Annotated in this window: 19 protein-coding genes; 9 read left to right on the top strand and 10 right to left on the bottom strand. The window is 60.8% G+C overall.

Annotated elements, in window-relative coordinates; all coding sequences use genetic code 11:
• Positions 1–19: 19 nt before the first annotated feature.
• The 3 genes from BT179_RS04235 to BT179_RS04225 all read right to left on the bottom strand — a co-directional run bounded on the left by BT179_RS04235 (position 20) and on the right by BT179_RS04225 (position 2,553).
• Positions 20–793, bottom strand: coding sequence for a MetQ/NlpA family ABC transporter substrate-binding protein (locus tag BT179_RS04235; RefSeq protein ID WP_072431308.1), 774 nt, complete (start codon positions 791–793; stop codon positions 20–22).
• 78 nt (positions 794–871) lie between these two features.
• The gene (locus tag BT179_RS04230; protein WP_072398303.1) at positions 872–1,546 is read right to left on the bottom strand and encodes a methionine ABC transporter permease; all 675 of its coding nucleotides are present in this window, start codon (positions 1,544–1,546) and stop codon (positions 872–874) included.
• Positions 1,546–2,553 (bottom strand): methionine ABC transporter ATP-binding protein, encoded by a 1,008-nt coding sequence (locus tag BT179_RS04225; protein WP_072398302.1) that lies wholly within the window; start codon positions 2,551–2,553, stop codon positions 1,546–1,548. Before BT179_RS04225 ends, BT179_RS04230 begins: the two co-directional genes overlap by 1 nt.
• Positions 2,554–2,985: 432 nt before the next feature.
• Here BT179_RS04225 and BT179_RS04220 point away from each other — a divergent pair, with 432 nt between their 5' ends.
• Positions 2,986–4,842 carry an RICIN domain-containing protein gene (locus BT179_RS04220; RefSeq protein WP_143148682.1) on the top strand — a complete coding sequence of 619 codons (1,857 nt, stop codon included), beginning with the start codon at positions 2,986–2,988 and terminating at the stop codon, positions 4,840–4,842.
• A 220-nt stretch (positions 4,843–5,062) separates the two neighbouring features.
• Positions 5,063–7,201 carry a catalase HPII gene (katE, locus tag BT179_RS04215; RefSeq protein WP_072431306.1) on the top strand — a complete coding sequence of 713 codons (2,139 nt, stop codon included), beginning with the start codon at positions 5,063–5,065 and terminating at the stop codon, positions 7,199–7,201.
• Between the two features lie 87 nt (positions 7,202–7,288).
• On the opposite strand, the gene BT179_RS04210 is transcribed toward katE, so the two are convergent.
• The 4 genes from BT179_RS04210 to zur are packed head-to-tail and all read right to left on the bottom strand — an operon-like array spanning position 7,289 to position 10,085.
• Entirely contained in the window at positions 7,289–8,002 is a 714-nt protein-coding gene (locus tag BT179_RS04210) for a PA5502 family lipoprotein (protein ID WP_072431305.1), read from the bottom strand.
• 37 nt (positions 8,003–8,039) lie between these two features.
• Entirely contained in the window at positions 8,040–8,828 is a 789-nt protein-coding gene (znuB, locus tag BT179_RS04205) for a zinc ABC transporter permease subunit ZnuB (protein ID WP_072431304.1), read from the bottom strand.
• Positions 8,821–9,603 carry a zinc ABC transporter ATP-binding protein ZnuC gene (znuC, locus tag BT179_RS04200; RefSeq protein WP_072398297.1) on the bottom strand — a complete coding sequence of 261 codons (783 nt, stop codon included), beginning with the start codon at positions 9,601–9,603 and terminating at the stop codon, positions 8,821–8,823. The genes znuB and znuC overlap by 8 nt, the downstream gene beginning before the upstream one ends.
• Positions 9,603–10,085 carry a zinc uptake transcriptional repressor Zur gene (gene zur / locus BT179_RS04195; protein ID WP_072398296.1) on the bottom strand — a complete coding sequence of 161 codons (483 nt, stop codon included), beginning with the start codon at positions 10,083–10,085 and terminating at the stop codon, positions 9,603–9,605. The genes znuC and zur overlap by 1 nt, the downstream gene beginning before the upstream one ends.
• Positions 10,086–10,151: 66 nt before the next feature.
• Between zur and BT179_RS04190 the strand changes: the two genes are divergently transcribed.
• Complete coding sequence (locus BT179_RS04190) at positions 10,152–11,078, top strand: zinc ABC transporter substrate-binding protein ZnuA (protein ID WP_072398295.1); 927 nt, start codon at positions 10,152–10,154, stop codon at positions 11,076–11,078.
• A gap of 173 nt (positions 11,079–11,251) precedes the next feature.
• On the opposite strand, the gene BT179_RS04185 is transcribed toward BT179_RS04190, so the two are convergent.
• The gene (locus BT179_RS04185) at positions 11,252–12,202 is read right to left on the bottom strand and encodes a homoserine kinase (RefSeq protein WP_072398294.1); all 951 of its coding nucleotides are present in this window, start codon (positions 12,200–12,202) and stop codon (positions 11,252–11,254) included.
• A gap of 63 nt (positions 12,203–12,265) precedes the next feature.
• The gene (locus BT179_RS04180) at positions 12,266–12,553 is read right to left on the bottom strand and encodes a DUF2782 domain-containing protein (RefSeq protein WP_072398293.1); all 288 of its coding nucleotides are present in this window, start codon (positions 12,551–12,553) and stop codon (positions 12,266–12,268) included.
• Between the two features lie 74 nt (positions 12,554–12,627).
• Between BT179_RS04180 and polA the strand changes: the two genes are divergently transcribed.
• Positions 12,628–15,396, top strand: a complete 2,769-nt coding sequence (gene polA / locus BT179_RS04175; RefSeq protein ID WP_072398292.1) for a DNA polymerase I — start codon at positions 12,628–12,630, stop codon at positions 15,394–15,396.
• Between the two features lie 371 nt (positions 15,397–15,767).
• On the opposite strand, the gene yihA is transcribed toward polA, so the two are convergent.
• Positions 15,768–16,409 (bottom strand): ribosome biogenesis GTP-binding protein YihA/YsxC, encoded by a 642-nt coding sequence (yihA, locus tag BT179_RS04170; RefSeq protein WP_072398291.1) that lies wholly within the window; start codon positions 16,407–16,409, stop codon positions 15,768–15,770.
• Positions 16,410–16,600: 191 nt separating this feature from the next.
• Here yihA and BT179_RS04165 point away from each other — a divergent pair, with 191 nt between their 5' ends.
• The 5 genes from BT179_RS04165 to BT179_RS04140 all read left to right on the top strand — a co-directional run bounded on the left by BT179_RS04165 (position 16,601) and on the right by BT179_RS04140 (position 21,281).
• Positions 16,601–16,891 carry a c-type cytochrome gene (locus tag BT179_RS04165; RefSeq protein ID WP_072398290.1) on the top strand — a complete coding sequence of 97 codons (291 nt, stop codon included), beginning with the start codon at positions 16,601–16,603 and terminating at the stop codon, positions 16,889–16,891.
• 46 nt (positions 16,892–16,937) lie between these two features.
• Positions 16,938–17,549, top strand: a complete 612-nt coding sequence (locus BT179_RS04160; RefSeq protein ID WP_072398289.1) for a c-type cytochrome — start codon at positions 16,938–16,940, stop codon at positions 17,547–17,549.
• 195 nt (positions 17,550–17,744) lie between these two features.
• The gene (locus BT179_RS04150; RefSeq protein ID WP_072398287.1) at positions 17,745–18,386 is read left to right on the top strand and encodes a thiol:disulfide interchange protein DsbA/DsbL; all 642 of its coding nucleotides are present in this window, start codon (positions 17,745–17,747) and stop codon (positions 18,384–18,386) included.
• Positions 18,387–18,402: 16 nt separating this feature from the next.
• The gene (locus tag BT179_RS04145) at positions 18,403–19,281 is read left to right on the top strand and encodes an endonuclease/exonuclease/phosphatase family protein (RefSeq protein WP_072398286.1); all 879 of its coding nucleotides are present in this window, start codon (positions 18,403–18,405) and stop codon (positions 19,279–19,281) included.
• Positions 19,278–21,281, top strand: a complete 2,004-nt coding sequence (locus BT179_RS04140) for a diguanylate cyclase (protein WP_072431303.1) — start codon at positions 19,278–19,280, stop codon at positions 21,279–21,281. Before BT179_RS04145 ends, BT179_RS04140 begins: the two co-directional genes overlap by 4 nt.
• Positions 21,282–21,373: the final 92 nt, after the last annotated feature.

Raw genomic sequence — 21,373 nt, 5'->3', positions numbered from 1 at the left:
TTTTCACCACCTGGTCAAATCAAAACGCCGGCAGAACCGCCCCTTTGTACTTCTCCAAGATGAAAGCCTTCACTTCCGGAGTGTGCAAGGCCGCCGCCAGCTTCTTCATCGCGTCGCTGTCCTTGTCTTCCTCGCGGGCCACCAGGATGTTCACATACGGCGAATCATTGCCTTCGATCACCAGGGCATCCTTGGAGGGATCGAGCTTGGCTTCCAGTGCATAGTTGGTGTTGATCAAGGCCAGGTCCACCTGGGTCAGCACACGAGGAATGGTCGCGGCTTCCAGTTCACGGAACTTCAGATCCTTGGTGTTCTCGGTGATGTCTTTGGTTGTCGACAGGATATTGGCAGGATCGCTCAGCTTGATCACCCCAGCCTTAGCCAGCAGCAACAACGCACGGCCGCCGTTGGTGGCGTCGTTCGGGATCACCACGTTGGCGCCGCCTGGCAGTTCTGTAAGTGCCTTGTACTTGCTGGAGTACGCGCCCAGAGGCTCCAGGTGCACACCGGCCACGCTCACCAGGTGGGTGCCCTTGGCTTTGTTGAATTCATCCAGGTACGGCTGGTGCTGGAAGAAGTTGGCGTCCAGGCGCTTTTCCGCAACCTGCACGTTCGGCTGGATGTAGTCGGTGAAGACCTTGACCTTGAGGTCTACGCCTTCCTTGGCCAATGCCGGTTTGACGAATTCGAGGATTTCCGCGTGCGGGACCGGTGTGGCCGCGACGGTCAGGGTGTCGGCGGCATGGGCGGAAAAAGCTGCAGCGGCAGCAAAGGCAACCAGTAGTTTCTTCATTCAGCTAACTCCTTGTGAGGCGCCCGCTCTCGGCGCCTGCCAGCGAATGGCTGGCTCATGGTTTATTGGCGCGAGGCCTTATTTTCTAGAGAAATGCACAACCAGCTTGTCACCCACGGTTTGCAGCACCTGGACCAGCACCAGCAGCAACACCACCGTGACCACCATCACATCGGTCTGGAAACGCTGGTAACCGAAACGGATCGCCAGGTCGCCCAGACCACCGGCTCCCACCACACCGGCCATGGCCGTGTAGGAAACCAGCGTAATCGCTGTCACCGTAATTGCCGCAAAAATGCCCGGACGGGCTTCCGGCAGCAAGGCGTTGACGATGATCTGCCGGGTCGTCGCGCCCATGGCCTGGGTCGCTTCGATGATGCCGCGATCGACTTCGCGCAGGGCGGTTTCCACCAACCGTGCGAAGAACGGCGTTGCCCCTACTACCAGTGGCGGGATCGCCCCGGCCACGCCCAGGGAGGTGCCGGTGATCAATACGGTGAACGGAATCATCACGATCAGCAGGATGATGAACGGCAGCGAGCGCAGGATGTTCACGATCAACGACAGCAGCGCATACACACCGCGGGCCTCGAGCAGTTGCCGGGGGCTGCACAGGAACAGCAGCACGCCCAGTGGCAGGCCGAGCAATACGGTGAACAGCAACGAGCCGAACAGCATCAACAGGGTGTCGCCGGTCGCCAGCCAGATTTCCAGCCAGTCGATATTTGCAAAAAAAGCAGTCAACAGTTCCATCAGCGCAGCACCTCCATGTGGACATCGGCCGCAGTGAAGCGGGCAAATGCCGCCTCCAGGTCACCGCCGGTGATGGCGAGGGTCAATTGTCCATAGGGGGTGTCTTTGATGCGGTCGATGCGGCCGGCCAGAATGCTGTAGTCCACGCCGGTTTCGCGGGCGACGGTGCCTAGCAATGGCGCGTAGGTCGCTTCGCCCTGGAACGTCAGACGCACGATGCGCCCCGGTACATGGGCGAAGTCGTCGCGCTGCTCGCTCTCGTCGATCTGCTCGTCTTCCTGGACGAAGCGCTTGGTAGTCGGATGCTTGGGGTGCAGGAAAACTTCGGCCACCGGCCCCTGCTCGACGATGACACCGGCGTCCATCACCGCGACTTCGTCGCAGACCCGGCGGATCACGTCCATTTCATGGGTGATCAGCACGATGGTCAGCTTCAGCTCGCGGTTGATTTCCGCCAGCAACTGCAGCACCGATGCCGTGGTTTGCGGATCCAACGCACTGGTCGCTTCGTCACACAGCAGGATCTTGGGCTTGGTGGCCAGGGCGCGGGCGATGCCGACGCGCTGCTTCTGGCCTCCAGACAACTGCGCCGGGTATTTCCTGGCGTGGTCGGACAGGCCCACCCGCGCCAGCAATTCGGCGACACGCTGGTCGATTTCGCTGCGGGACAATTCCCCGGCCAATGTCAGCGGCAAAGCCACATTGTCGGCCACGGTCTTGGATGCCAGCAGGTTGAAGTGCTGGAAAATCATCCCGACCTGTTGGCGGAACCGCCGCAGGCCGCTGGCGTCCAGGGCGGTGACTTCCTCGCCATCGACGATGATCTTGCCGCCGCTGGAGTCTTCCAGGCGATTGATCAGACGTAGCAGGGTACTTTTTCCCGCACCGGAGTGGCCGATCAGACCAAAGACCTGACCGTTCTCTATCGTCAGACTGGTCGGGTGCAGCGCGGGGATGTCCCTACCGGCGACGCGGTAGGTTTTATGGACGTTTTGAAACTCGATCACGTAGCGAACCTTGTGGGGCGCGTTGGAAAAGAATCAGCGGTTAGCCGGCCGCGCATTTTAGCCTGTCTGTATAGAGGGCATTAGCATTAATTTCACGGCGACGCTGCCTTTTGGCAATAAGGCGATGGAAGGTGGCCAGGTCGTGAGGGACCGTTGGCGCCGCATCCAGCCAGCGAATGATCCGAACTGACGGCCAAGAATATTTGGCAGGCTCCCGTCCCCCTGCGCTTTTCCAAATAATGAAAGTGTGTTGTTGAATATAACCACATAACCGGTTTCATTTTTGAGGCGCGCTTCCAATTGCACGGTAAATGCAATCTGGTAGTTTACGGACCGTCGCTGACAACGGCAGTAAAGTGCAACTAACAGGTTGCTGATGGATAACTATTAAAGGGAATTAAATGTGAAAGGCATAACGCTGTTTTTGCAGGATTGTTTGCGCTGAGCCTAACGGCCAGTGCAATGGCTGAAGGTTCTGTATTTTCTAACACGTTGATGACGTTCGGCCAACTTCCTGGCAAACATCCTGAGTCTTCTCAGTTCAAGGAAATGTCGATATCCAATCTGTCCAGGGAAGCGTTCAATGAACTGCTGGCCAATGACACTTTTTCGTCCATGGCTTATCTGGACATTGCTGCGACAGGGCAAGACGAATCAGCGATCGAGAAAGCCACGGACATCTTTCGCTCGGGCAGGCCGATATTGTTGAAAATGGGCAGGCAAACCCCTGAAGCCATGGAAAAAGTCGGCAGTATCTTTGGGATTTCCGGTGCGTTCGACTATGCCTTGTTCCATCGGGCGAACGGTTCCCAGATCAACGTCTACCGCCTGGAGGGCTATGAGGACGAGGCCATCCTGGATGCCGTGCGGCAGTTGATTACCCAGTTGCAGGTGCAGAGCAGGTCGTTGAAGGATGAAAGCGAGTTCATCGGGCTGCCAAAGTTGACTTACAACATCAACCTTCAGAGCCCGAGCCAGGAAATGACGTCCGTGGTGAATATCGATGTCATTCGCAGTGCGGAGCGTAGTCAGGACAAGAAATTCGTTTCCATAAAGACTTCACCGACCACTGTTCGCTCCATGAAAAACGGAATCACCATTGGCGGATTCGGGCCCGGTGGCACCGGAGAGAATCTATGGGGCGCCTACCTGCCCCATGCCTATCGGTTTACTCATCAGCTGAGCGCGCAACAGATTGTTCCGGTATTGGTCAACTCGGCACCCGCCAGTGATTCAAGAACCGAGTTCAAGTTCAGCGAAACTAAAACCAACGGGCTGGCCATCGGCGGAACATTGGGCAGCGAGTTTGGTGCGACGAAAGCGGAAAACATCACCTATGCCGCCAAGTCACCGTTCAATGTCAACTTCGGCCTCAACTATTCGCATTCCAAGTCGCTGAGTTATGACTTCAAGGATTACTCTCTGATCACTTCCCAGAATGGTTCGAAGCTGACCTGGAACGCGCCAATCGATCCCAAGCTCAAGGGCATCCTGGTGGATCGGTTTACCGCTGGCATGCCCATTCTGTCCGAAGAGCGCATGACGCCGATGATGCGCTCGGCGCCGTTGGAGTCCTACACATTGTGGGAATTGCCTGGCAACTACACAGGCCAGGCAACCGTCAGTATCGGCGGCGGTTACGACCTGAACCGTCGGGAATGGTGGTGGGACAGGACTCAGGTGCGATCTCGCCAGGTGACCGATCTCTACGAAGCCGCTGAACAGTACACGCTGGACTTGAACAGCCCGTTCCTGACTCGGGAGATGACCGTGCTGATTCGTTCTGCCGAGGGCGTTGGCAAGTGCATGGCCGAAGGGGCCGATGCTCATGTTTCCCTCCAATCATGCGCGGCCTCGAATGGCAGTCAGCTATGGGGCCTGGATTCCGAGAACCGTTACGTCAACAGGGCGTCGCGGCGATGCCTGAGTGTGCGCGAAACGGACGGCGCCCTGGTCACCCAGACCTGTGCCCTGGATAACCGCCAGCAATGGGAATGGCAGGCAGACCGTCTCCATTCGCTGTACAACCGTGACTGGCGCCTGTATTCCGAAAACAGCCGCCTGAAAGTCATTCCGGATGATTCCATGCACTTTCAGGACACGCCCAAGAACGTGTTCAACCCGTTGAACATTCCCTGGGCCAGCTATCCGCGAGCGCCGTCCTTGCACGATGTGATGCCTAACCACCTGGGCAATTCGCCGCAGATCAGCCCGGAATGGGTCGAGAGGTACCAAGGCGTGGACACCCGTCAGAGGTGGCGCATCGAAATCCTGCGGGATGGCATCTGATCCCTCCGCCCTCGCCCTGCCGCCCCATGCCCGGTATCGATCATGGGGCGGTTGGCGCCGTCCTTGAAAATCCGTGAGCGTTGCGATGGAACGGCTCGGACCCTCATCAGTCACTACATAAGCCATTGCAAAAGCCACTCCCAATGCCTGGATGCCACCGCCTGGCGCTAGCCCGTCTGGAGGCCTCTGTCTGGAAAGGACCGAAACGAGGAGTTATCTGATGAGTACCAACAAGCCACCGGTCAACAAGAGCCAACTGGCCGGGACCGACACCCTGGACCGCGGCAACACCAACGACAAGCTTGAAAGCCTGGAGCCGTTTCGTTCCGACGCTACCGAGCAGGCGCTGCGCACCAACCAGGGCGTGAAGATCGCCGACAACCAGAACACCCTCCGCGTCGGGGCCCGCGGGCCTTCGCTGCTGGAAGATTTCATCATGCGTGAAAAAATCACGCACTTTGACCATGAGCGTATCCCCGAGCGTATCGTCCACGCCCGCGGTACCGGTGCTCATGGCTATTTTCAGGCCTATGAGGCGCATTCAGCGCTGACCAAAGCGGGTTTCCTACAGGACCCGAGCAAGAAAACGCCGGTATTCGTGCGTTTTTCCACCGTCCAAGGGCCACGCGGCTCTGGCGACACGGTGCGGGACGTACGGGGCTTCGCGGTGAAGTTTTTCACCGAAGAAGGCAATTTCGACCTGGTGGGCAATAACATGCCGGTGTTCTTCATTCAGGATGCGGTGAAGTTTCCTGACTTCGTCCACGCGGTGAAGCCCGAGCCCCACAACGAGATCCCCACCGGCGGTTCGGCCCACGATACCTTCTGGGACTTCGTCTCCCTGGTGCCCGAATCGGCCCACATGGTGATCTGGGCGATGTCCGATCGGGCCATCCCCAAAAGCCTGCGCACCATGCAGGGTTTCGGCGTGCATACCTTCCGCATGATCAACGCCGAGGGCAGGAGCAGTTTCGTCAAGTTCCACTGGCACCCAACGGCCGGCACCTGTTCGCTGGTCTGGGACGAAGCGCAGAAACTGGCCGGGAAAGATACGGACTATCACCGTCGCGATCTCTGGGAGTCGATCGAGATGGGGGACTACCCAGAATGGGAACTTGGCGTACAGATTGTCGCCGAGGAAGACGAACACAAGTTCGACTTCGACCTGCTCGACCCAACCAAGATCATCCCGGAAGAACTGGTACCCGTTACGCCGCTGGGCAAGATGGTGCTCAATCGCAACCCGGACAATTTCTTTGCCGAGGTCGAGCAAGTCGCGTTTTGCCCGGGGCACATCGTGCCGGGTATCGATTTCAGCAACGATCCGCTGCTGCAAGGCCGACTCTTTTCCTACACCGATACGCAAATCAGCCGACTCGGCGGACCGAATTTTCATGAGTTGCCCATCAACCGCGCCATCACGCCGGTGCACAACGGCCAGCGTGATGGCATGCACCGCACCACCATCGACAAGGGGCGTACGTCCTACGAGCCCAATTCCATCGATGGCGGGTGGCCCAAGGAAACCCCTTCCGGCCCGCAGGACGGCGGTTTCGAGAGCTACCCGGAACGCATCGATGCCTGCAAGATCCGCCAGCGCAGCGATTCGTTCGGCGATCACTTCTCCCAGGCACGGCTGTTCTATCGCAGCATGAGCGCCCACGAGCAGGAGCACATCATTGCGGCCTACAGCTTCGAGCTGGGCAAGGTGGAGCGTGAGTTCATCAGGGCGCGGCAGGTCAACGAGATCCTTGCCAATATCGATCTGGAACTGGCCGCCCGGGTGGCGAAAAACCTCGGTCTGCCAGCACCGACCTGCGGCACCGTCGATGTACCTACCCCATCCCTGGAGAAATCCCCGGCCTTGAGCCAGGCGAACCTGCTCTCCGGCGACATCAAGACTCGCAAGGTTGCGGTATTGGTGGCCGACGGTGTCGATGGGGCAATCATCGATGCGCTCAAACAGGAGCTTGAGGCCAACGGCGCCCATGCGAAGATTCTTGGACCGACCAGCGCGCCGGTCACCACCCTCGATGGGAAAACCCTGGCGGTGGATGCTTCCATGGAGGGGATGCCATCGATCGCCTTCGACGCGGTGTTCGTCCCGGGCGGAGCGCAATCGATCAAGGCCCTGAGCAGCGACGGCGTGGCCTTGCATTACATACTGGAAGCCTACAAGCACCTGAAGGCCATCGCCCTTAACGGCGAAGCCCGGCAATTGCTGGTGTTGTTGAAGCTGGAGGCGGATGCGGGGTTGATCGCGGATGTGGATGCCGGCAAGTTCCAGGCGTTCTTCGATGCGATTGCCCAGCATCGGGTGTGGGCGCGGGAGCCCAAGGCCAAGGCGATTCCGGCCTAAGCGCAAGCCTGGAGGACGCTATCGCGAGCCGGTTCGATCCCACAGTAATGCCATTTTTCTGTGGAGGCGAGCTGGCTTGCGATGCTGCTAGGGGTTACGCGGAGTCAGCACCACCTGCGCCGGCACACTGCGCAGGATCTGCTTCTGCACCTTCAAATCGAAGTCCGGATCGAGTTTCCTGACCCGCTTGGTCAGCAATGTCGCCAACCACGGGTAATCGTCGGTGCGCGGTGCCTGGATGCTGACCTCGCAATTGAAATTAACAGTATCGGCGGCAATGGCATCCAATTGCCGACGCATCTGCTGCATATCCCCGAGGTTAAGCGTCACCGTCGTGTTTGCGGCGCTGAGATCCAGCACCTTGGCCACCGGTTTGGCTTCGGCGGCCTTGAGGTCGGCCTCGGCTTTTTCCAGCTCGGCCTTGCGGGCCTCGGCGATCGCGCTGTTGACCTCACCGGTCAGGGCTGGCGCCTTGGGCATCAGCGCACGGGCACGGCTCAGGGCAGTGGCGGCGGCGTTTACGTCACCTTTTTGCAGATCGATCTGGCTGCGGCGCAGGTAGGCCTCGGCCAGTTGCCGTTGATAGGGTTCCAGCGCCGGATCCGCGGGGGTACCGGCCTGCAAGGCAGCCAATTGGTCTTCAGCGGTGGCCAGTTCGTTACTGGCCAGGCTTTGTTCCAGCTGCGCGATGGCCGGACCCGGTGTATCGGGGGCCTGGGTCACCGGCGGCGAACTCTTGCATGCGCCCAGCAACAATGAAAATGCGACAAGGAGCAGATAACGGGAGGCGAACGGCTTCATTCCTGCGACTCTCTATTTGCGCAAAAAGCGAGCAAGTCTACACCCCTCGGCGGGGCAGGACAAAACTCAGCAGAAACAACGCGGCGGCGCTGACCACGATCGACGGGCCGGCCGGGGTGTCCTTGAACCACGACAGCGCCAGCCCGCCACACACCGCGAGCATGCCCAGCAGGCTGGCGCCCAGGGCCATTTGCTCCGGAGAGCGGGCGTGACGTTGGGCCGCGGCTGCCGGGATGATCAGTAGCGAGGTGATCAGCAGCACACCGACGATCTTCATCGCCACGGCGATCACCACCGCGATCAGCAGCATCAACGCCAGCCGCAGGCCCACCACGGGCAGGCCTTCGACCCGCGCCAGTTCCTCGTGCACAGTGACGGCCAGCAATGGACGCCAAAGTGCAACCAGCAACAACAGGACCGCGGCGCTGCCGCCCAGGATCCACGACAGGTCCATCGGGCTGATCGCCAGCAGGTCGCCGAACAGGTAGGCCATCAGGTCGACTCGCACGTCGTGCATGAAGCTCAGCACCACCAGTCCGAGGGACAGGGTACTGGGTGCGAGGATCCCCAGCAGCGTATCGGACGCCAGTGGCTGGCGCTGTTGCAAGGTCACCAGCACCACCGCCAGCAGCAGGCAGCCGACGGTCACCGCCACCGTGGGGCTGATATCCAGCAGAAACCCCAGGGCCACGCCGAGCAACGCCGCGTGGGACAGGGTATCACCAAAATAGGCCATGCGGCGCCAGACCACGAACGAGCCCAGGGGACCGGCCACCAGCGCGAGGGCCAGGCCTGCGAGCAGGGCATACAACAGAAAATCAGCCATGCTTGCAGCCGTCTCCATGCACATGGGTAGAAGCGGAAGGATCCACGACCACCGAACCGTGCAGGTCGTGGGCGTGATCGTGATGGTGGTGGTAGATCGCCAGGCTGGGGGCGTTCTTGCCGAACAATTCGACGAACGCCGGGTCGCCGCTGACTTGCTCCGGATGCCCGGAACAGCAGACGTGACGATTGAGGCAGACCACCTGATCGGTGGTGCTCATGACCAGGTGAAGGTCATGGGACACCATCAGTACGCCGCAGCCATGACGGTTGCGCAGACGAGTGATCAGGCTGTACAGCTCGGCCTGGCCGGCCACATCGACGCCCTGCACCGGCTCGTCGAGTACGAGAAGCTCCGGTTCGCGCAGCAGGGCCCGGGCCAACAGCACACGCTGCATTTCACCACCGGAAATGCTCTGCACCGGGCTGTCGATGACCTGTTCGGCGCCCACTTCATTGAGTGCCGCCAAGGCCCGCCCGCGATCCACGCCGGGCACCAGGCGCAGGAAGCGCAACACCGACAGCGGCAAGGTCGGGTCGACATGCAGCTTCTGCGGCATATAGCCGACCCGCAGCTTGGGCTTGCGCCAGACACTGCCGCTGTCCGGCTTGAGCAACCCCAGCACGGCGCGCACCAGGGTGGTCTTGCCGGCGCCGTTGGGGCCGATCAGGGTGACGATCTGTCCTGGTTCGACGCTCAGATGGATATTGTCCAGCACGCTCTGCCCGGCGAACGTCACGGCCACCTGCTCGAGGCGGATCAACGCGTTGCTCATCAGGCCTCCCGGCAACCGGAGCAGAGGCCGACCACTTCGACGGTCTGGCCATCGACCTGGAAGCCGACTTCCTCGGCGCTGGCCACGATGGCATCGCTGATGGACTTCTGCTCCAGCTCGATGGCGGTGTGACATTCGCGGCAGATCAGGAACTGGCCTTGGTGGGCGTGCTCCGGATGGTTGCAACCGATAAAGGCATTCAAGGAGGAGATGCGATGCACCAGGCCGTTTTCCAAGAGGAAATCCAGGGCTCGGTAAACCGTGGGTGGCGCGGCGCGACGGCCGTCCTGCTCGCTGAGTACCGCCAGGATGTCATAGGCACCCAGCGGCTTGTGGCTTTGCCAGACCAGTTCCAGCACGCGCCGACGCAAGGCGGTCAGGCGCAACCCTTGGCGTGCGCAGATGGCGTCGGCCTCGGACAGCGCGCTGTGCACGCAATGAGAGTGATCGTGGGGGCGACTGGCGAGGGGTGTAATAGGCATGGGCAGCGACGAGTTTAGTGAGAGACGTTATTATGTTACCCGTTCTCGCCTCATTGAGTGGTCATCGTGTCCCGACTTTTTTCGATCTTTGTCGCTTTTGTCGCAAGTTTTCTGCTGATCGGTCCAGCCCAGGCCGAAGTGAAAGTCCTTGCCAGCATCAAGCCGCTGCAGCTGATTGCCGCCGCGGTGCAGGACGGCGTGGCCGTCCCGGAGGTGCTGCTGCCGCCCGGTGCATCGCCCCACCACTACGCCTTGCGCCCATCCGACGTACGGAAAGTGCAATCAGTAGACCTGCTCTACTGGATCGGCCCGGACATGGAAGGTTTCCTGCCCCGTGTGCTGAACGGTCGCACGCTGCCCTCCGTGGCGGTGCAGGAACTGCCGGGCCTCAAGCTTCGGCACTTCGGCGAAGACAGCCATTCCCACGCCGAAGGCGATCATGACGACGAGCACGACCACGACCATCGCCCCGGCACGATCGATGCTCACTTGTGGCTTTCGCCGACCAATGCGCGGGTGATCGCCGCCAGGATGGCGGCGGACCTGAGCAGTGCCGATCCTGCCAATGCCGCCCGCTACCAGAGCAATCTCAAGGGATTCAACCAGCGTCTCGACGCCTTGGACGCCCGCCTGAAGTCGCGTCTGGCCGGTATCGCGGACAAGCCATATTTCGTCTTCCACGAAGCGTTCGACTATTTCGAGGACACTTACGGCCTCAAGCACGCCGGAGTCTTCGCCGTGGCCGCCGAGGTGCAGCCGGGGGCCCAGCATGTGGCGGCGATGCGCACGCGATTGCAGGCCGTGGGCAAGACCTGCGTGTTCAGCGAACCGCCTTTGCGCCCGCGCCTGGCTGAAACCCTGGTGGCAGGCTTGCCGGTGAAGTTGGCAGAACTGGACGCACTTGGCGGTTATACCCCGGCGACGGCACAGGGATACGAGCAACTGCTGGAGAAATTGGGGAATGATCTGGCGGGGTGCCTGGAGTCGCTATAACGTCTTCGATGCACAAACCTGTGACGAGGGGGGTTTATCCCCGTTGGGCTGCGAAGCAGCCCATGCTTTCGATCTGAGGGACCGTGGCGGAAGATATTTCTTGGGGGCCGCTGCGCGCCCCAACGTGGATAAATCCCCTCGCCACAAGAGAAACCAGTTCGGCCTGCCTGCTGCTACAGGGCGAAGGGCAGCAACGTGCTGACCTTCTGCCGCTGCGCCAGGCGCTGCTGGAATTCCATCGGGTCGTGAATCAACACATCCTGCCCGGCAAACGATTCGGCGGCGATCAGTCGCGACAGCCAGAACCGCACGCACGCCACGCGCAGCATGGTCGGCCATAGCTGCGCCTCGGCGGCGGTGAAGGGCCGCAGAGCCGCGTAGGCCCCCAGTAGCGCACGCGCCCGAGGGCCATCGAGCACGCCGTCGTCATCCGAGCACCAGTCATTCAAGGCAATGGCAACGTCATACAACATCGGCCCGGAGCAGGCGTTGTAGAAGTCGATCAGGCCAGTCAGGTGGGTGCCTTCGAACATTGCGTTGTCGCGGAACAGGTCCGCGTGGATGTTGGCCCTCGGCAATGCCAGGATGCCTGTTTTCTGCGCTGAAATTTCCGCCAGTGCTGCCTCAAGCAACCGACGCGGCTGCGCATCGAGATGTGACAGCAGTTTCGTGCCCTCTTCCTGCATCCAGTCCAGGCCACGATCGGTCTTGCGCTTGATCATGTTGTCCTTCGTGGCCACGTGCAGGTGCGCCAGCAGCTCGCCGACCTGGGCACAGTGCTGTGCGTTGGCCTGCTTGATGTGCTTGCCTGCCAGGCGGGGCTGCAGCAGCGCCGGCTTGCCGGCCAGCTCGCGCAGGGCGATGCCGTCGCTGGTGCGCAAGGCGTAGGGCACGGGCAGGTCGGCTTCGTGCAAAACGTCCAGCAGTTCGATGAAGAACGGCATCTCCTGCACCGGACCGCGCTCGACCAGGGTCAGGACGAATTCGCCCTGCTCCAGGCTGATGAAGAAATTGGTGTTTTCGCTGCCGGCGGCGATCCCCTGGAAATCAAGCAGGCGGCCGAGCCCATAAGGGGCGAGAAAGGTTTCCAGCTCGGGCCGAGCCAGGGGCGTGAACACAGACATGGTTAAAAACTGCCAGTACGGGCGCCCTTCAGTGGGCGCCGGTTGTTGAAGTCGGGAGCGGCATCACCACTCGAAGATTTTCCACGACGGAATCAGCATATCCGGCTGATCCGAGCGGATGAAGTTTGCATCACTGCCATCGGCACGCACCAGGAAATAAGGCTTGCCGTTCTTGGGCGTGACCTTGATCGCGTACAGAAAGCCGTTTTGCCGATACTCCTGGATCGTCTTGTCGCCTTCCGTGCGAATGGTCACGTCCGGGTCCGCCGAAGGTGCTTCGTCCGCCGCCATGATGGCCAGCGGTGTCATTGCAAACAAGCCAGCCAGTAACAGGCGATTTAGTGTACGCATGATAACCTTGTCCCTTTGTCGTCAACGGTCCCGCTATTCTAGCCCCGGACCCGCCGAAAAGGTTGATCCTGCTCATGAGCCAAGCCCCCCTCGTCCTGGTGGACGGTTCTTCTTATCTGTACCGCGCCTTTCATGCGCTGCCACCGCTGACCACGTCCAAAGGCCTGCCGACTGGTGCGGTCAAGGGCGTGTTGAACATGCTCAAGAGCCTGCGCAAGCAGTATCCGGACAGCCCGTTCGCCGTGGTGTTCGACGCCAAGGGTGGGACTTTTCGCGATGCGCTGTACGCCGAATACAAGGCTAACCGCCCGAGCATGCCCGACGACATGCGCGTGCAGATCGAGCCGCTGCATGCCAGCGTCAAGGCCCTGGGTTTCCCGCTGCTGTGCGTGGACAACGTCGAGGCCGATGACGTAATCGGTACCCTGGCCCGCAGCAGCGCCGCGGCCGATCGCCCGGTGGTGATCTCCACTGGCGACAAGGACATGGCGCAGTTGGTCGACGGGCACATTACCTTGGTCAATACCATGACCGGTAGCTCGCTGGACGTGGCTGGCGTGAAGGAGAAATTTGGTGTCGCTCCGGAGCAGATCATCGATTACCTGGCGTTGATGGGCGATTCCTCCGACAACATCCCCGGCGTGCCGGGTATCGGTCCGAAGACCGCGGCCGGCTTGCTGGTGGGCGTCAACGGCGGCCTCACCGAGCTGTATGCGCAACTGGATATCGTGCCCACGCTGCCGATACGAGGCGCCAAGACCCTGCCGGCCAAGCTCGAAGAGCACAAGGAAATGGCGTTTCTTTCCTACGAACTGGCCACCATCAAGACCGATGTCCCGCTGGATATCGGCCTCGACGACCTGCAGATGGGCGCACCGGATCACGAGAAGCTGGCTGAGCTGTATACGCTGCTGGAGTTCAAGAGCTGGTTCGAGGAAAACCAGCGTGACGCCAAGCGCGCCGGCCAGGAGATCGTCGAAATCGCTGACGAACAGCCCGCTGGCGCCGAAGCGAAGTACGAGGTCATTCTCGACCAGGCGCGTTTCGATGCCTGGCTGGCCAAGCTCGAACAGGCGCCGCTGTTCGCTTTCGTCACGCAAACCAATGGCGGCGACGCCCAGCAGGCGCAACTGGTGGGGCTGTCGTTTTCCGTCGCAGCCTTCGAAGCCGCCTACATCCCGCTGACCCACTCCTACATGGGCGTGCCCGAGCAACTGGACCGCGACACAGTGCTCAAGGCTCTCAAGCCGCTGTTGGAAAACCCGGACAAACCCAAGGTCGGCCAGCACGCCAAGTTCGAGACCAACATCCTGGCCAACTGTGCAATCGGTGGAGATCAGGGCAACGGCATCATGGTGCAGGGCATCGCGTTCGACACCATGCTCGAATCCTATGTGCTGGATTCCACGGCGACCCGTCACGATATGGACAGCCTGGCGCTCAAGTACCTGGGGCAGAGCAAGACCGATCTCCAGGACATTGCCGGCAAAGGGGTCAAGCAGCTGAGCTTCGACCAGATCGCCCTGGAACTGGCCGGTCCCTACGCGGCCGAAGACGCGGACGTGACGTTCCGCCTGCATCAGGCCTTGCAGGAAAGACTGGTGGCGATCCCGAGCCTGAACAAGGTGCTCACTGAAATTGAAATGCCGCTGATGCCGGTCCTGGCGCGTATCGAACGTCAGGGGGCGCTGGTCGACGCCAACCTGCTGGGGGTGCAAAGCGTCGAACTGGGCGAGAAGCTGGTGGCCCTTGAGCGTGAGGCCTTTGCCATCGCTGGCGAGGAATTCAACCTGGGCTCGCCCAAGCAACTGGGCGTGATCCTGTACGAAAAACTCGGCTTGCCGGTGCTCAGCAAGACCGCCAAGGGCCAGGCGTCCACCGCCGAAGCGGTGCTGGCCGAGCTGGCGGAGCAGGATTATCCACTGCCCAAGGTGCTGATGCAGTACCGCTCCCTCAGCAAGCTAAAGAGCACCTACACCGATCGCCTGCCGGAGCAGATCAACAGTCGCACAGGCCGGGTCCATACCAATTATCAGCAGGCCGTCGCCGCGACCGGTCGTCTGTCGTCCATCGATCCGAACCTGCAGAACATCCCGATTCGCACGGCCGAAGGCCGACGCATCCGCCAGGCGTTCGTCGCGCCGAAAGGCTACAAGCTGCTGGCGGCGGACTATTCGCAAATCGAACTGCGGATCATGGCGCACCTGGCCAAGGACGAAGGGTTGCTTCACGCGTTTCGTAATGATCTGGACGTGCACCGGGCCACGGCCGCCGAGGTGTTCGGCGTCGACTTGGACGCGGTTACCCATGACCAGCGCCGTAGCGCCAAGGCGATCAACTTCGGCTTGATCTACGGCATGAGCGCGTTTGGCCTGGCCAAGCAGATCGGCGTCGATCGCAAGCAATCCCAGGCCTACATCGATCGTTATTTCGCCCGCTACCCAGGCGTACTGGCCTACATGGAGCGCACCCGCACCCAGGCCGCCGAGCAAGGCTTCGTCGAAACCATCTTCGGCCGCCGGCTGTACCTGCCGGACATCAACGCGAAGAACCCCGCGCTGCGCAAGGGCGCCGAGCGCACGGCGATCAACGCGCCGATGCAAGGCACGGCGGCCGATATCATCAAGAAAGCGATGGTGGCCGTGGATCGCTGGCTGACTGCCTCGGGGCTGGATGCCAAGGTCATCCTGCAGGTTCACGACGAACTGGTACTGGAGGTGCGCGAGGATCTGGTGGATCAAGTGCGCGAGGACATCCGCCGGCACATGAGTGCCGCCGCCACACTGGACGTACCGCTGCTGGTGGAAGTGGGCGTGGGGAACAACTGGGACGAGGCGCACTGAGCCCGGCAATCAACCCCGTGGCGAGGAGATTGATCTCCATTGGGCGCAGCGGCCCAAAATCAGTGTTCCGCCACCGCCGGGCATGTCCCGCAGGCACCTGGGCTGCTCTGCAGCCCAACGGGATAAATCCCCTCGCCACGGGAGAATCCGGGTTAGTTCGGAAAATTCCTAAGGTTATTTCCAAAAATAATCTGAACTAAACCCGTGAATTGCTACTCAGAGATTCTGAATGGCTGGTGAAGCCCTTCAATGCTCCTATGTTGTGTTAAGTGTTGGCAGATATCTGGACCCCGCCCTAGCGGTCCGGAACTTGGACCCCGAACTTCCCCCTCCCCATACGAAGTCCGGGGTTTTTTTTGCCTGCGATTCGGCTATTCGGCCGTTTCGCTGCCCTTGTCCGCCAGTTCCATCCAGTTGGCCAGAACGCCGTAGGCTTCTTCCAGGCCCATGCGCTTGGGCGCCGAGAACAATTGGATCGTGATCGCCTCGCCCCAGCCCTTGCGGATCTGCGACTGCACCTTGAGCAAGGTGTTCTTTGCCGCGCCGTAGGTGAGTTTGTCGGCCTTGGTCAGCAGGATGTGCATCGGCATGCCGCTGGCAACAGCCCAATCGAGCATCAGGGTATCGAAGTCAGTCATCGGATGGCGGATATCCATCATCAGAATCAGGCCTTTGAGGCTCTCGCGGCTGCCCAGGTAGGCTTCCAGGTGGCGCTGCCAATGCTGCTTGAGGGGAATCGGTACTTTGGCATAGCCGTAGCCAGGCAGGTCGACCAAACGGCGTTCATCGTCTAGCTTGAAGAAGTTCAATAGCTGCGTGCGACCCGGCGTCTTGGAGGTTCGCGCCAGGCTGGCATGGGTCAGGGTGTTCAGCGCGCTGGATTTGCCAGCGTTGGAACGCCCGGCAAAAGCCACCTCGTAGCCTTCGTCGTCAGGGCATTGATCGACTTTGGCGGCGCTGAGCATGAAGGTGGACTGTTGGCACAGGCCAAGGATGGGGTTCTTCAGTTGCATGGGATTTCCGATGTGAGCGGCGTCGGGAATGGACGCGGCAAGCTGTGTCGTTTCCGTTTCAGTGACGCCAGTATATAATGCCGCAGATTTTGTGTGCGCTTTGTCCCAGCGTAGGATGAGGCTCACGAGAGCGATAGACCGAAGTTGCGCATCAGAACGCAGCTCGCTCTCAACCCTGAAAAGGTCGTTTTATGACGAAATGGCTGCTAGCTGCCGGTGTCCTGATACCGCTTTACAGCGCTCAGGCTACACAGGATCCGGAAGCTGTGTACAACCGTGTTTGTGGTGCCTGTCATTCCGGCCAACTCCCCATGGCACCCCGCAAGGGTGATCAGGAAGCTTGGACGCCGAGGTTGGCGAAAGGTATGGAGACGCTGGTGCAACACGTGACCCAGGGTTTCAAGGCGATGCCGCCGCGTGGTTTGTGCATGGACTGCAGTGCCGAGGATTACCGAGCCATCATCCAGTGGATGAGCGAGTGAACCCGGTCCATAACTCTTCAACCCTTAGCCGTAGTTGGATTAGCTGATGAACAAACTGATCGTGAGTCTGCTGTTGACCTTGGGGATATCCGGTATAGCCCATGCCGCTGGCGATGCCGCCGCCGGCCAGGCGAAAGCCGCCGTATGCGGAGCCTGCCATGGCCCGGATGGCAACAGCATGGCGCCTAACTTTCCGAAACTGGCGGGCCAGGGCGAGCGTTACCTGACCAAGCAGTTGAAGGACATCAAGGACGGCAAGCGTGTCGTGCTGGAAATGACCGGCCTGCTGAACAACCTGAGCGATCAGGACCTGGCGGACATCGCGGCTTATTTCGCCAGCCAGAAAGGTAGCGTGGGTGCTGCCGATCCAAAGCTCGTGGCACGGGGTGAAGCGCTGTTCCGTGGTGGCAACCTGAGCAAAGGTCTGCCAGCCTGCACTGGCTGCCACTCCCCTGACGGCAAGGGCAACGCCGCTGCTGGCTTCCCGCACCTGGGCGGCCAGCATGCCCAGTACGTGACCAAGCAATTGACCGATTTCCGAAAGGAAGAAGGCGGCCGCGCCAACGACGGCGATGCGATGACCATGCGCACCATCGCCCGCAAACTGAGCGACGAAGACATCGCGGCAGTAGCCAGCTACATCCAGGGCCTGCACTGAGTGCATTGTCCTGCGTTGCGAGGGCGCCTGGCCCTTGCAACGTTAACGCTCGATTAATCTGTCGATGCAAACATCAAAAGGGTGGCTTTGGCCGCCCTTTTTTGTGGCCGCTGCCGTTACACTACGAACTTGAACCCGCCACGGCCTGTCTGAAAAACACGCCTCGCGAGGCCACTTATTGTCCAGGAGTAAAGCATGCGTAATCTGATCATCAGCGCCGCGCTCGTCGTCGCCAGCCTGTTCGGCATGACTGCCCAAGCGGCTGAAAAGCCAGCCGCACCTTATGTCGAACTGGCCAACCCCGTTCCGGTGGCGGCGCCTGGCAAGATCGAAGTGGTGGAGCTGTTCTGGTATGGCTGCCCGCATTGCTACGCTTTCGAACCGGTGATCAACCCATGGGTCGAGAAACTGCCGTCTGACGTCAACTTCGTGCGTATCCCTGCCATGTTCGGCGGCCCCTGGGATGCCCACGGCCAGATGTTCCTGACCCTGGAATCCATGGGCGTCGAGCACAAGGTTCACGCCGCAGTGTTCAATGCGATCCAGAATGAAAAAAAGCGCCTGACCAATCCTGAGGAAATGGCCGAGTTCCTTGCCACACAAGGCGTCGACAAGGACAAGTTCCTGGCGACCTTCAATTCATTCGCCATCAAGGGTCAGATCGTCAAGGCCAAGGATCTGGCGAAGAAGTACGAGATCACCGGCGTACCGACCATGATCGTCAACGGCAAGTACCGCTTTGATATCGGCTCCGCTGGCGGTGCCGAACAAGCACTGCAACTGGCCGACCAACTGATCGCCAAAGAGCGAGCGGCCACCAAGGCTGCCGCCAACTAAGCGCGGCCCCACCCCCATGGCCCGCTGGAGCACCGAACGCATCGTTGGCCTGCATGAGCCGCGGGTCAACGAGCATCACATCGCGTCTACGGGCCTGCCCGCTGACAATCGTCTGCGGCTGCTCAGCTTCAATATCCAGGTGGGCATCAGCACCGAGCGCTACCGGCACTACCTGACCCGGGGCTGGCAGCATTTGCTGCCTCACACCGGACGGGCCGACAACCTGCAGAAGATCGGTGAGCTGCTCAAGGATTTCGACCTGGTGGCCCTGCAGGAGGCCGACGGCGGTAGCCTGCGCTCCGGCTACGTCAATCAGGTCGAACACCTCGCTCAACTGGGCGCTTTTCCTTATTGGTACCAGCAACTCAATCGCAATCTCGGTCGTCTCGGCCAACACAGCAACGGTGTGTTGAGTCGCCTGCGGCCCTGGGCCATCGAAGATCATCCGCTACCGGGGCCCAAGGGGCGCGGGGCGATCCTGGCGCGTTTCGGTGAAGGTCCGGAGGCGCTGGTGGTGGTGATGATGCACCTGGCCCTCGGGGCTCGGACCCGAACGATGCAATTGGCCTACATTCGTGAGTTGATCAGTGGCTACAAGCATCAGGTACTGATGGGCGACATGAATACCCATGCCAATGACCTGCTGCAGACCTCCCCCCTGCGCGACCTTGGCCTCCTCGCCCCGCAACTGGAAGCCACGTTCCCCAGTTGGCGCCCTCAGCGCTGCCTGGACCATATCCTGCTGAGCCCCACGTTGGCCCTCGAACGGTTCGAAGTGTTGGCTCAACCCATTTCCGATCACCTGCCGGTCGCGGTTGAAATTCGTCTGCCGGGTTCGCTCACGGCCGATGCCTTCCCTGCGCTGAGTCCTGCCCCTTGCGGATCCGATGAATGAGCGACGACGCCGAACGCTGGAGAGAGAAGTACCTCAGGAGCATCGAACAGCAGGAGAAGCTCGAACGACGCTGGAATGCCCGGCTCGACCTCTTGCGTCGTGGCCTGGTGCGCAGCACCCTGGCCGCTGAGGGCACGGACAGGGCTGTCGATCAATGCATGAAAGAAATGCGCGAAGTGGTACGCACCGATGAGATGGATGCTGCCCTTGCCGCTCTGTTGCCGCGCCTGGAAAAGGCTGTGCTGGAATCCGAGCAGCGCCGCGAGACCCGGATCGAACAGATGAGCACGGCCCTGACGGCCCTGGTCGCTCAGCTGCAGAGCCTGCCGTTGCCGAAGGAAGTCAGTCGGCCGCTGAAGAAGTTTTCCAAACACCTGGAGGCACGAGTCGGCCAGGCTCGGGAGATTCCGCTGCTGCTCAGTGAACTGAGTGGTTTGCAGGGCAAGGCCTTGAGCGTGCTGGAGACTCCCGCTGAAGCTCATCGTCCTGGGCTGTTGCAGCGGTTGTTTGGTGGCCACGGCCAGGAAGACGCCCCACCCCAGGTCCATGAGCCTGCCACGAGCGCCGCCGAACCCGCCTCCGAGGCTGCGCCAGCGACGCTGGTGTCGCCGCCCGTGGAGCCCGTGCCCGTCCCTCTGGCGGCGCAGCCGGTACGGCCCGTCGACGAAACCGTGGAACCGGCCGCTTTCATCCCGCCGATGCCTGAGTCCACTCCGGTCCCTGTAGCCGACGTTTCGCATCCGATGACCGAGCTGGTCGCGCCGGCTCCGGTCCAGACGCAAGATCCGGTGCCCGCCCGGGCGTCGTCGAACCCCTATGAGCTGGTCTGCGAGGTGCCTCTGGAAGCCGGGCAGCAGCCATCAGCCGCGGGACCCGATGAGCCGGAAATCGTCGAGTCGTTGCCCGTCGATCCGGAAGATTCCCACTATGCCTTGCCCGATTCGCCGGAGCCTTCCTACAGCTCAGTGGCCAAGCATATCGAAGACACACTGTTGGGCCTGCTGGGTGACCTGACCCTGCCCGAACGTCATCGCCCGCAGGCCGAGGCGATGGGAGAGCGGCTGCGAAATGGCCTGAACTGGTATGAGTTGCTACCGATCCTCGATGATTTCGCCACGCTCATGCTGGCCATCACCGACAGCGGGCAGCATGAATTCGAAGCCTATCTGCAGCGCCTCAATGATCGATTGGAATCATTCCAGAGCAGCCTGCGAGCCGCCAGTGAAGGCCATGCCGACAATCTTTGCGCTTCCAGGGAAATGGACACCCAGATTCGCGAGCAGGTCGATGGCTTGCAAAGCAGCATGCAGGAAGCCGATGACCTGGAGGGCCTCAAGCAAGTGCTGGAGAACCATCTCGAAGGCTTGCTCGGTACGATGGACCAGCACCGCATGCAACGGGACCAGCGCGAGCAGGAGGTTTCCGAGCGCCTCAAGAGCCTGGCCGAGCGGGTCGCGATCATGGAGCAGGAAGCCCAGGTCGTCCGCGAGAATCTTGAAGAGCAGCGGCAAAAGGCCCTGATCGACCCCCTCACCGGGCTGCCCAATCGCGCCGCGTGGAGCGAACGTCTCGAGCATGAAGTCGCCAAATGGCAACGGCAAGGCAACAGCCTGCTGCTGGCCATGCTCGATCTCGATCACTTCAAGCGCATCAATGACAACTATGGCCATCTGGCGGGCGACAGGGTGTTGAAAATCATCGCTACGGTGTTGCGTAAACGCCTGCGTGGCAGCGACTTCATTGCCCGTTTCGGCGGCGAAGAGTTCGTCCTGATGGTGCCGGACACACCGTTGGCGGCTGGCGCGAAGCTGGCCGAGAAACTGCGGGCCGCCATCGAAGCCTGCCCGTTCCATTTCAAGGGCGAGCCGGTCACGATTACGGTCTCCATGGGCCTGACCGCATTCAGGACGGGAGAAAGCAGTGATCAGGTGCTCAAAAGAGCCGATCAGGCGCTTTACCGAGCAAAAACTGCCGGGCGTAACCGGGTGGAGCTGGGCTGAGTCAATTGTTCCAATTTGTTTAATATCCGGAGGCGGATCGGATCATCACCAGGCGATACGTTACACTGTTGCATTATTTTCCACCCGTAAAC

Origin of the sequence: Pseudomonas sp. NFACC43 (assembly GCF_900119645.1) — a bacterium.
In the GTDB taxonomy this organism is placed as follows: Bacteria; Pseudomonadota; Gammaproteobacteria; order Pseudomonadales; family Pseudomonadaceae; genus Aquipseudomonas.
Note: the sequence above shows the minus strand (reverse complement) of the source record. Positions and strands in the feature narration are given on the sequence as shown.

Excerpts from the sequence above, each read along its gene's own strand:
- BT179_RS04235 (WP_072431308.1), bottom strand. The coding sequence starts at position 793 with ATGAAGAAACTACTGGTTGCCTTTGCTGCCGCTGCAGCTTTTTCCGCC.
- BT179_RS04230 (WP_072398303.1), bottom strand. The coding sequence starts at position 1,546 with ATGGAACTGTTGACTGCTTTTTTTGCAAATATCGACTGGCTGGAAATC.
- katE (WP_072431306.1), top strand. The coding sequence starts at position 5,063 with ATGAGTACCAACAAGCCACCGGTCAACAAGAGCCAACTGGCCGGGACC.
- BT179_RS04210 (WP_072431305.1), bottom strand. The coding sequence starts at position 8,002 with ATGAAGCCGTTCGCCTCCCGTTATCTGCTCCTTGTCGCATTTTCATTG.
- znuB (WP_072431304.1), bottom strand. The coding sequence starts at position 8,828 with ATGGCTGATTTTCTGTTGTATGCCCTGCTCGCAGGCCTGGCCCTCGCG.
- znuC (WP_072398297.1), bottom strand. The coding sequence starts at position 9,603 with ATGAGCAACGCGTTGATCCGCCTCGAGCAGGTGGCCGTGACGTTCGCC.
- zur (WP_072398296.1), bottom strand. The coding sequence starts at position 10,085 with ATGCCTATTACACCCCTCGCCAGTCGCCCCCACGATCACTCTCATTGC.
- BT179_RS04185 (WP_072398294.1), bottom strand. The coding sequence starts at position 12,202 with ATGTCTGTGTTCACGCCCCTGGCTCGGCCCGAGCTGGAAACCTTTCTC.
- BT179_RS04180 (WP_072398293.1), bottom strand. The coding sequence starts at position 12,553 with ATGCGTACACTAAATCGCCTGTTACTGGCTGGCTTGTTTGCAATGACA.
- polA (WP_072398292.1), top strand. The coding sequence starts at position 12,628 with ATGAGCCAAGCCCCCCTCGTCCTGGTGGACGGTTCTTCTTATCTGTAC.
- yihA (WP_072398291.1), bottom strand. The coding sequence starts at position 16,409 with ATGCAACTGAAGAACCCCATCCTTGGCCTGTGCCAACAGTCCACCTTC.
- BT179_RS04165 (WP_072398290.1), top strand. The coding sequence starts at position 16,601 with ATGACGAAATGGCTGCTAGCTGCCGGTGTCCTGATACCGCTTTACAGC.
- BT179_RS04160 (WP_072398289.1), top strand. The coding sequence starts at position 16,938 with ATGAACAAACTGATCGTGAGTCTGCTGTTGACCTTGGGGATATCCGGT.
- BT179_RS04150 (WP_072398287.1), top strand. The coding sequence starts at position 17,745 with ATGCGTAATCTGATCATCAGCGCCGCGCTCGTCGTCGCCAGCCTGTTC.
- BT179_RS04145 (WP_072398286.1), top strand. The coding sequence starts at position 18,403 with ATGGCCCGCTGGAGCACCGAACGCATCGTTGGCCTGCATGAGCCGCGG.
- BT179_RS04140 (WP_072431303.1), top strand. The coding sequence starts at position 19,278 with ATGAGCGACGACGCCGAACGCTGGAGAGAGAAGTACCTCAGGAGCATC.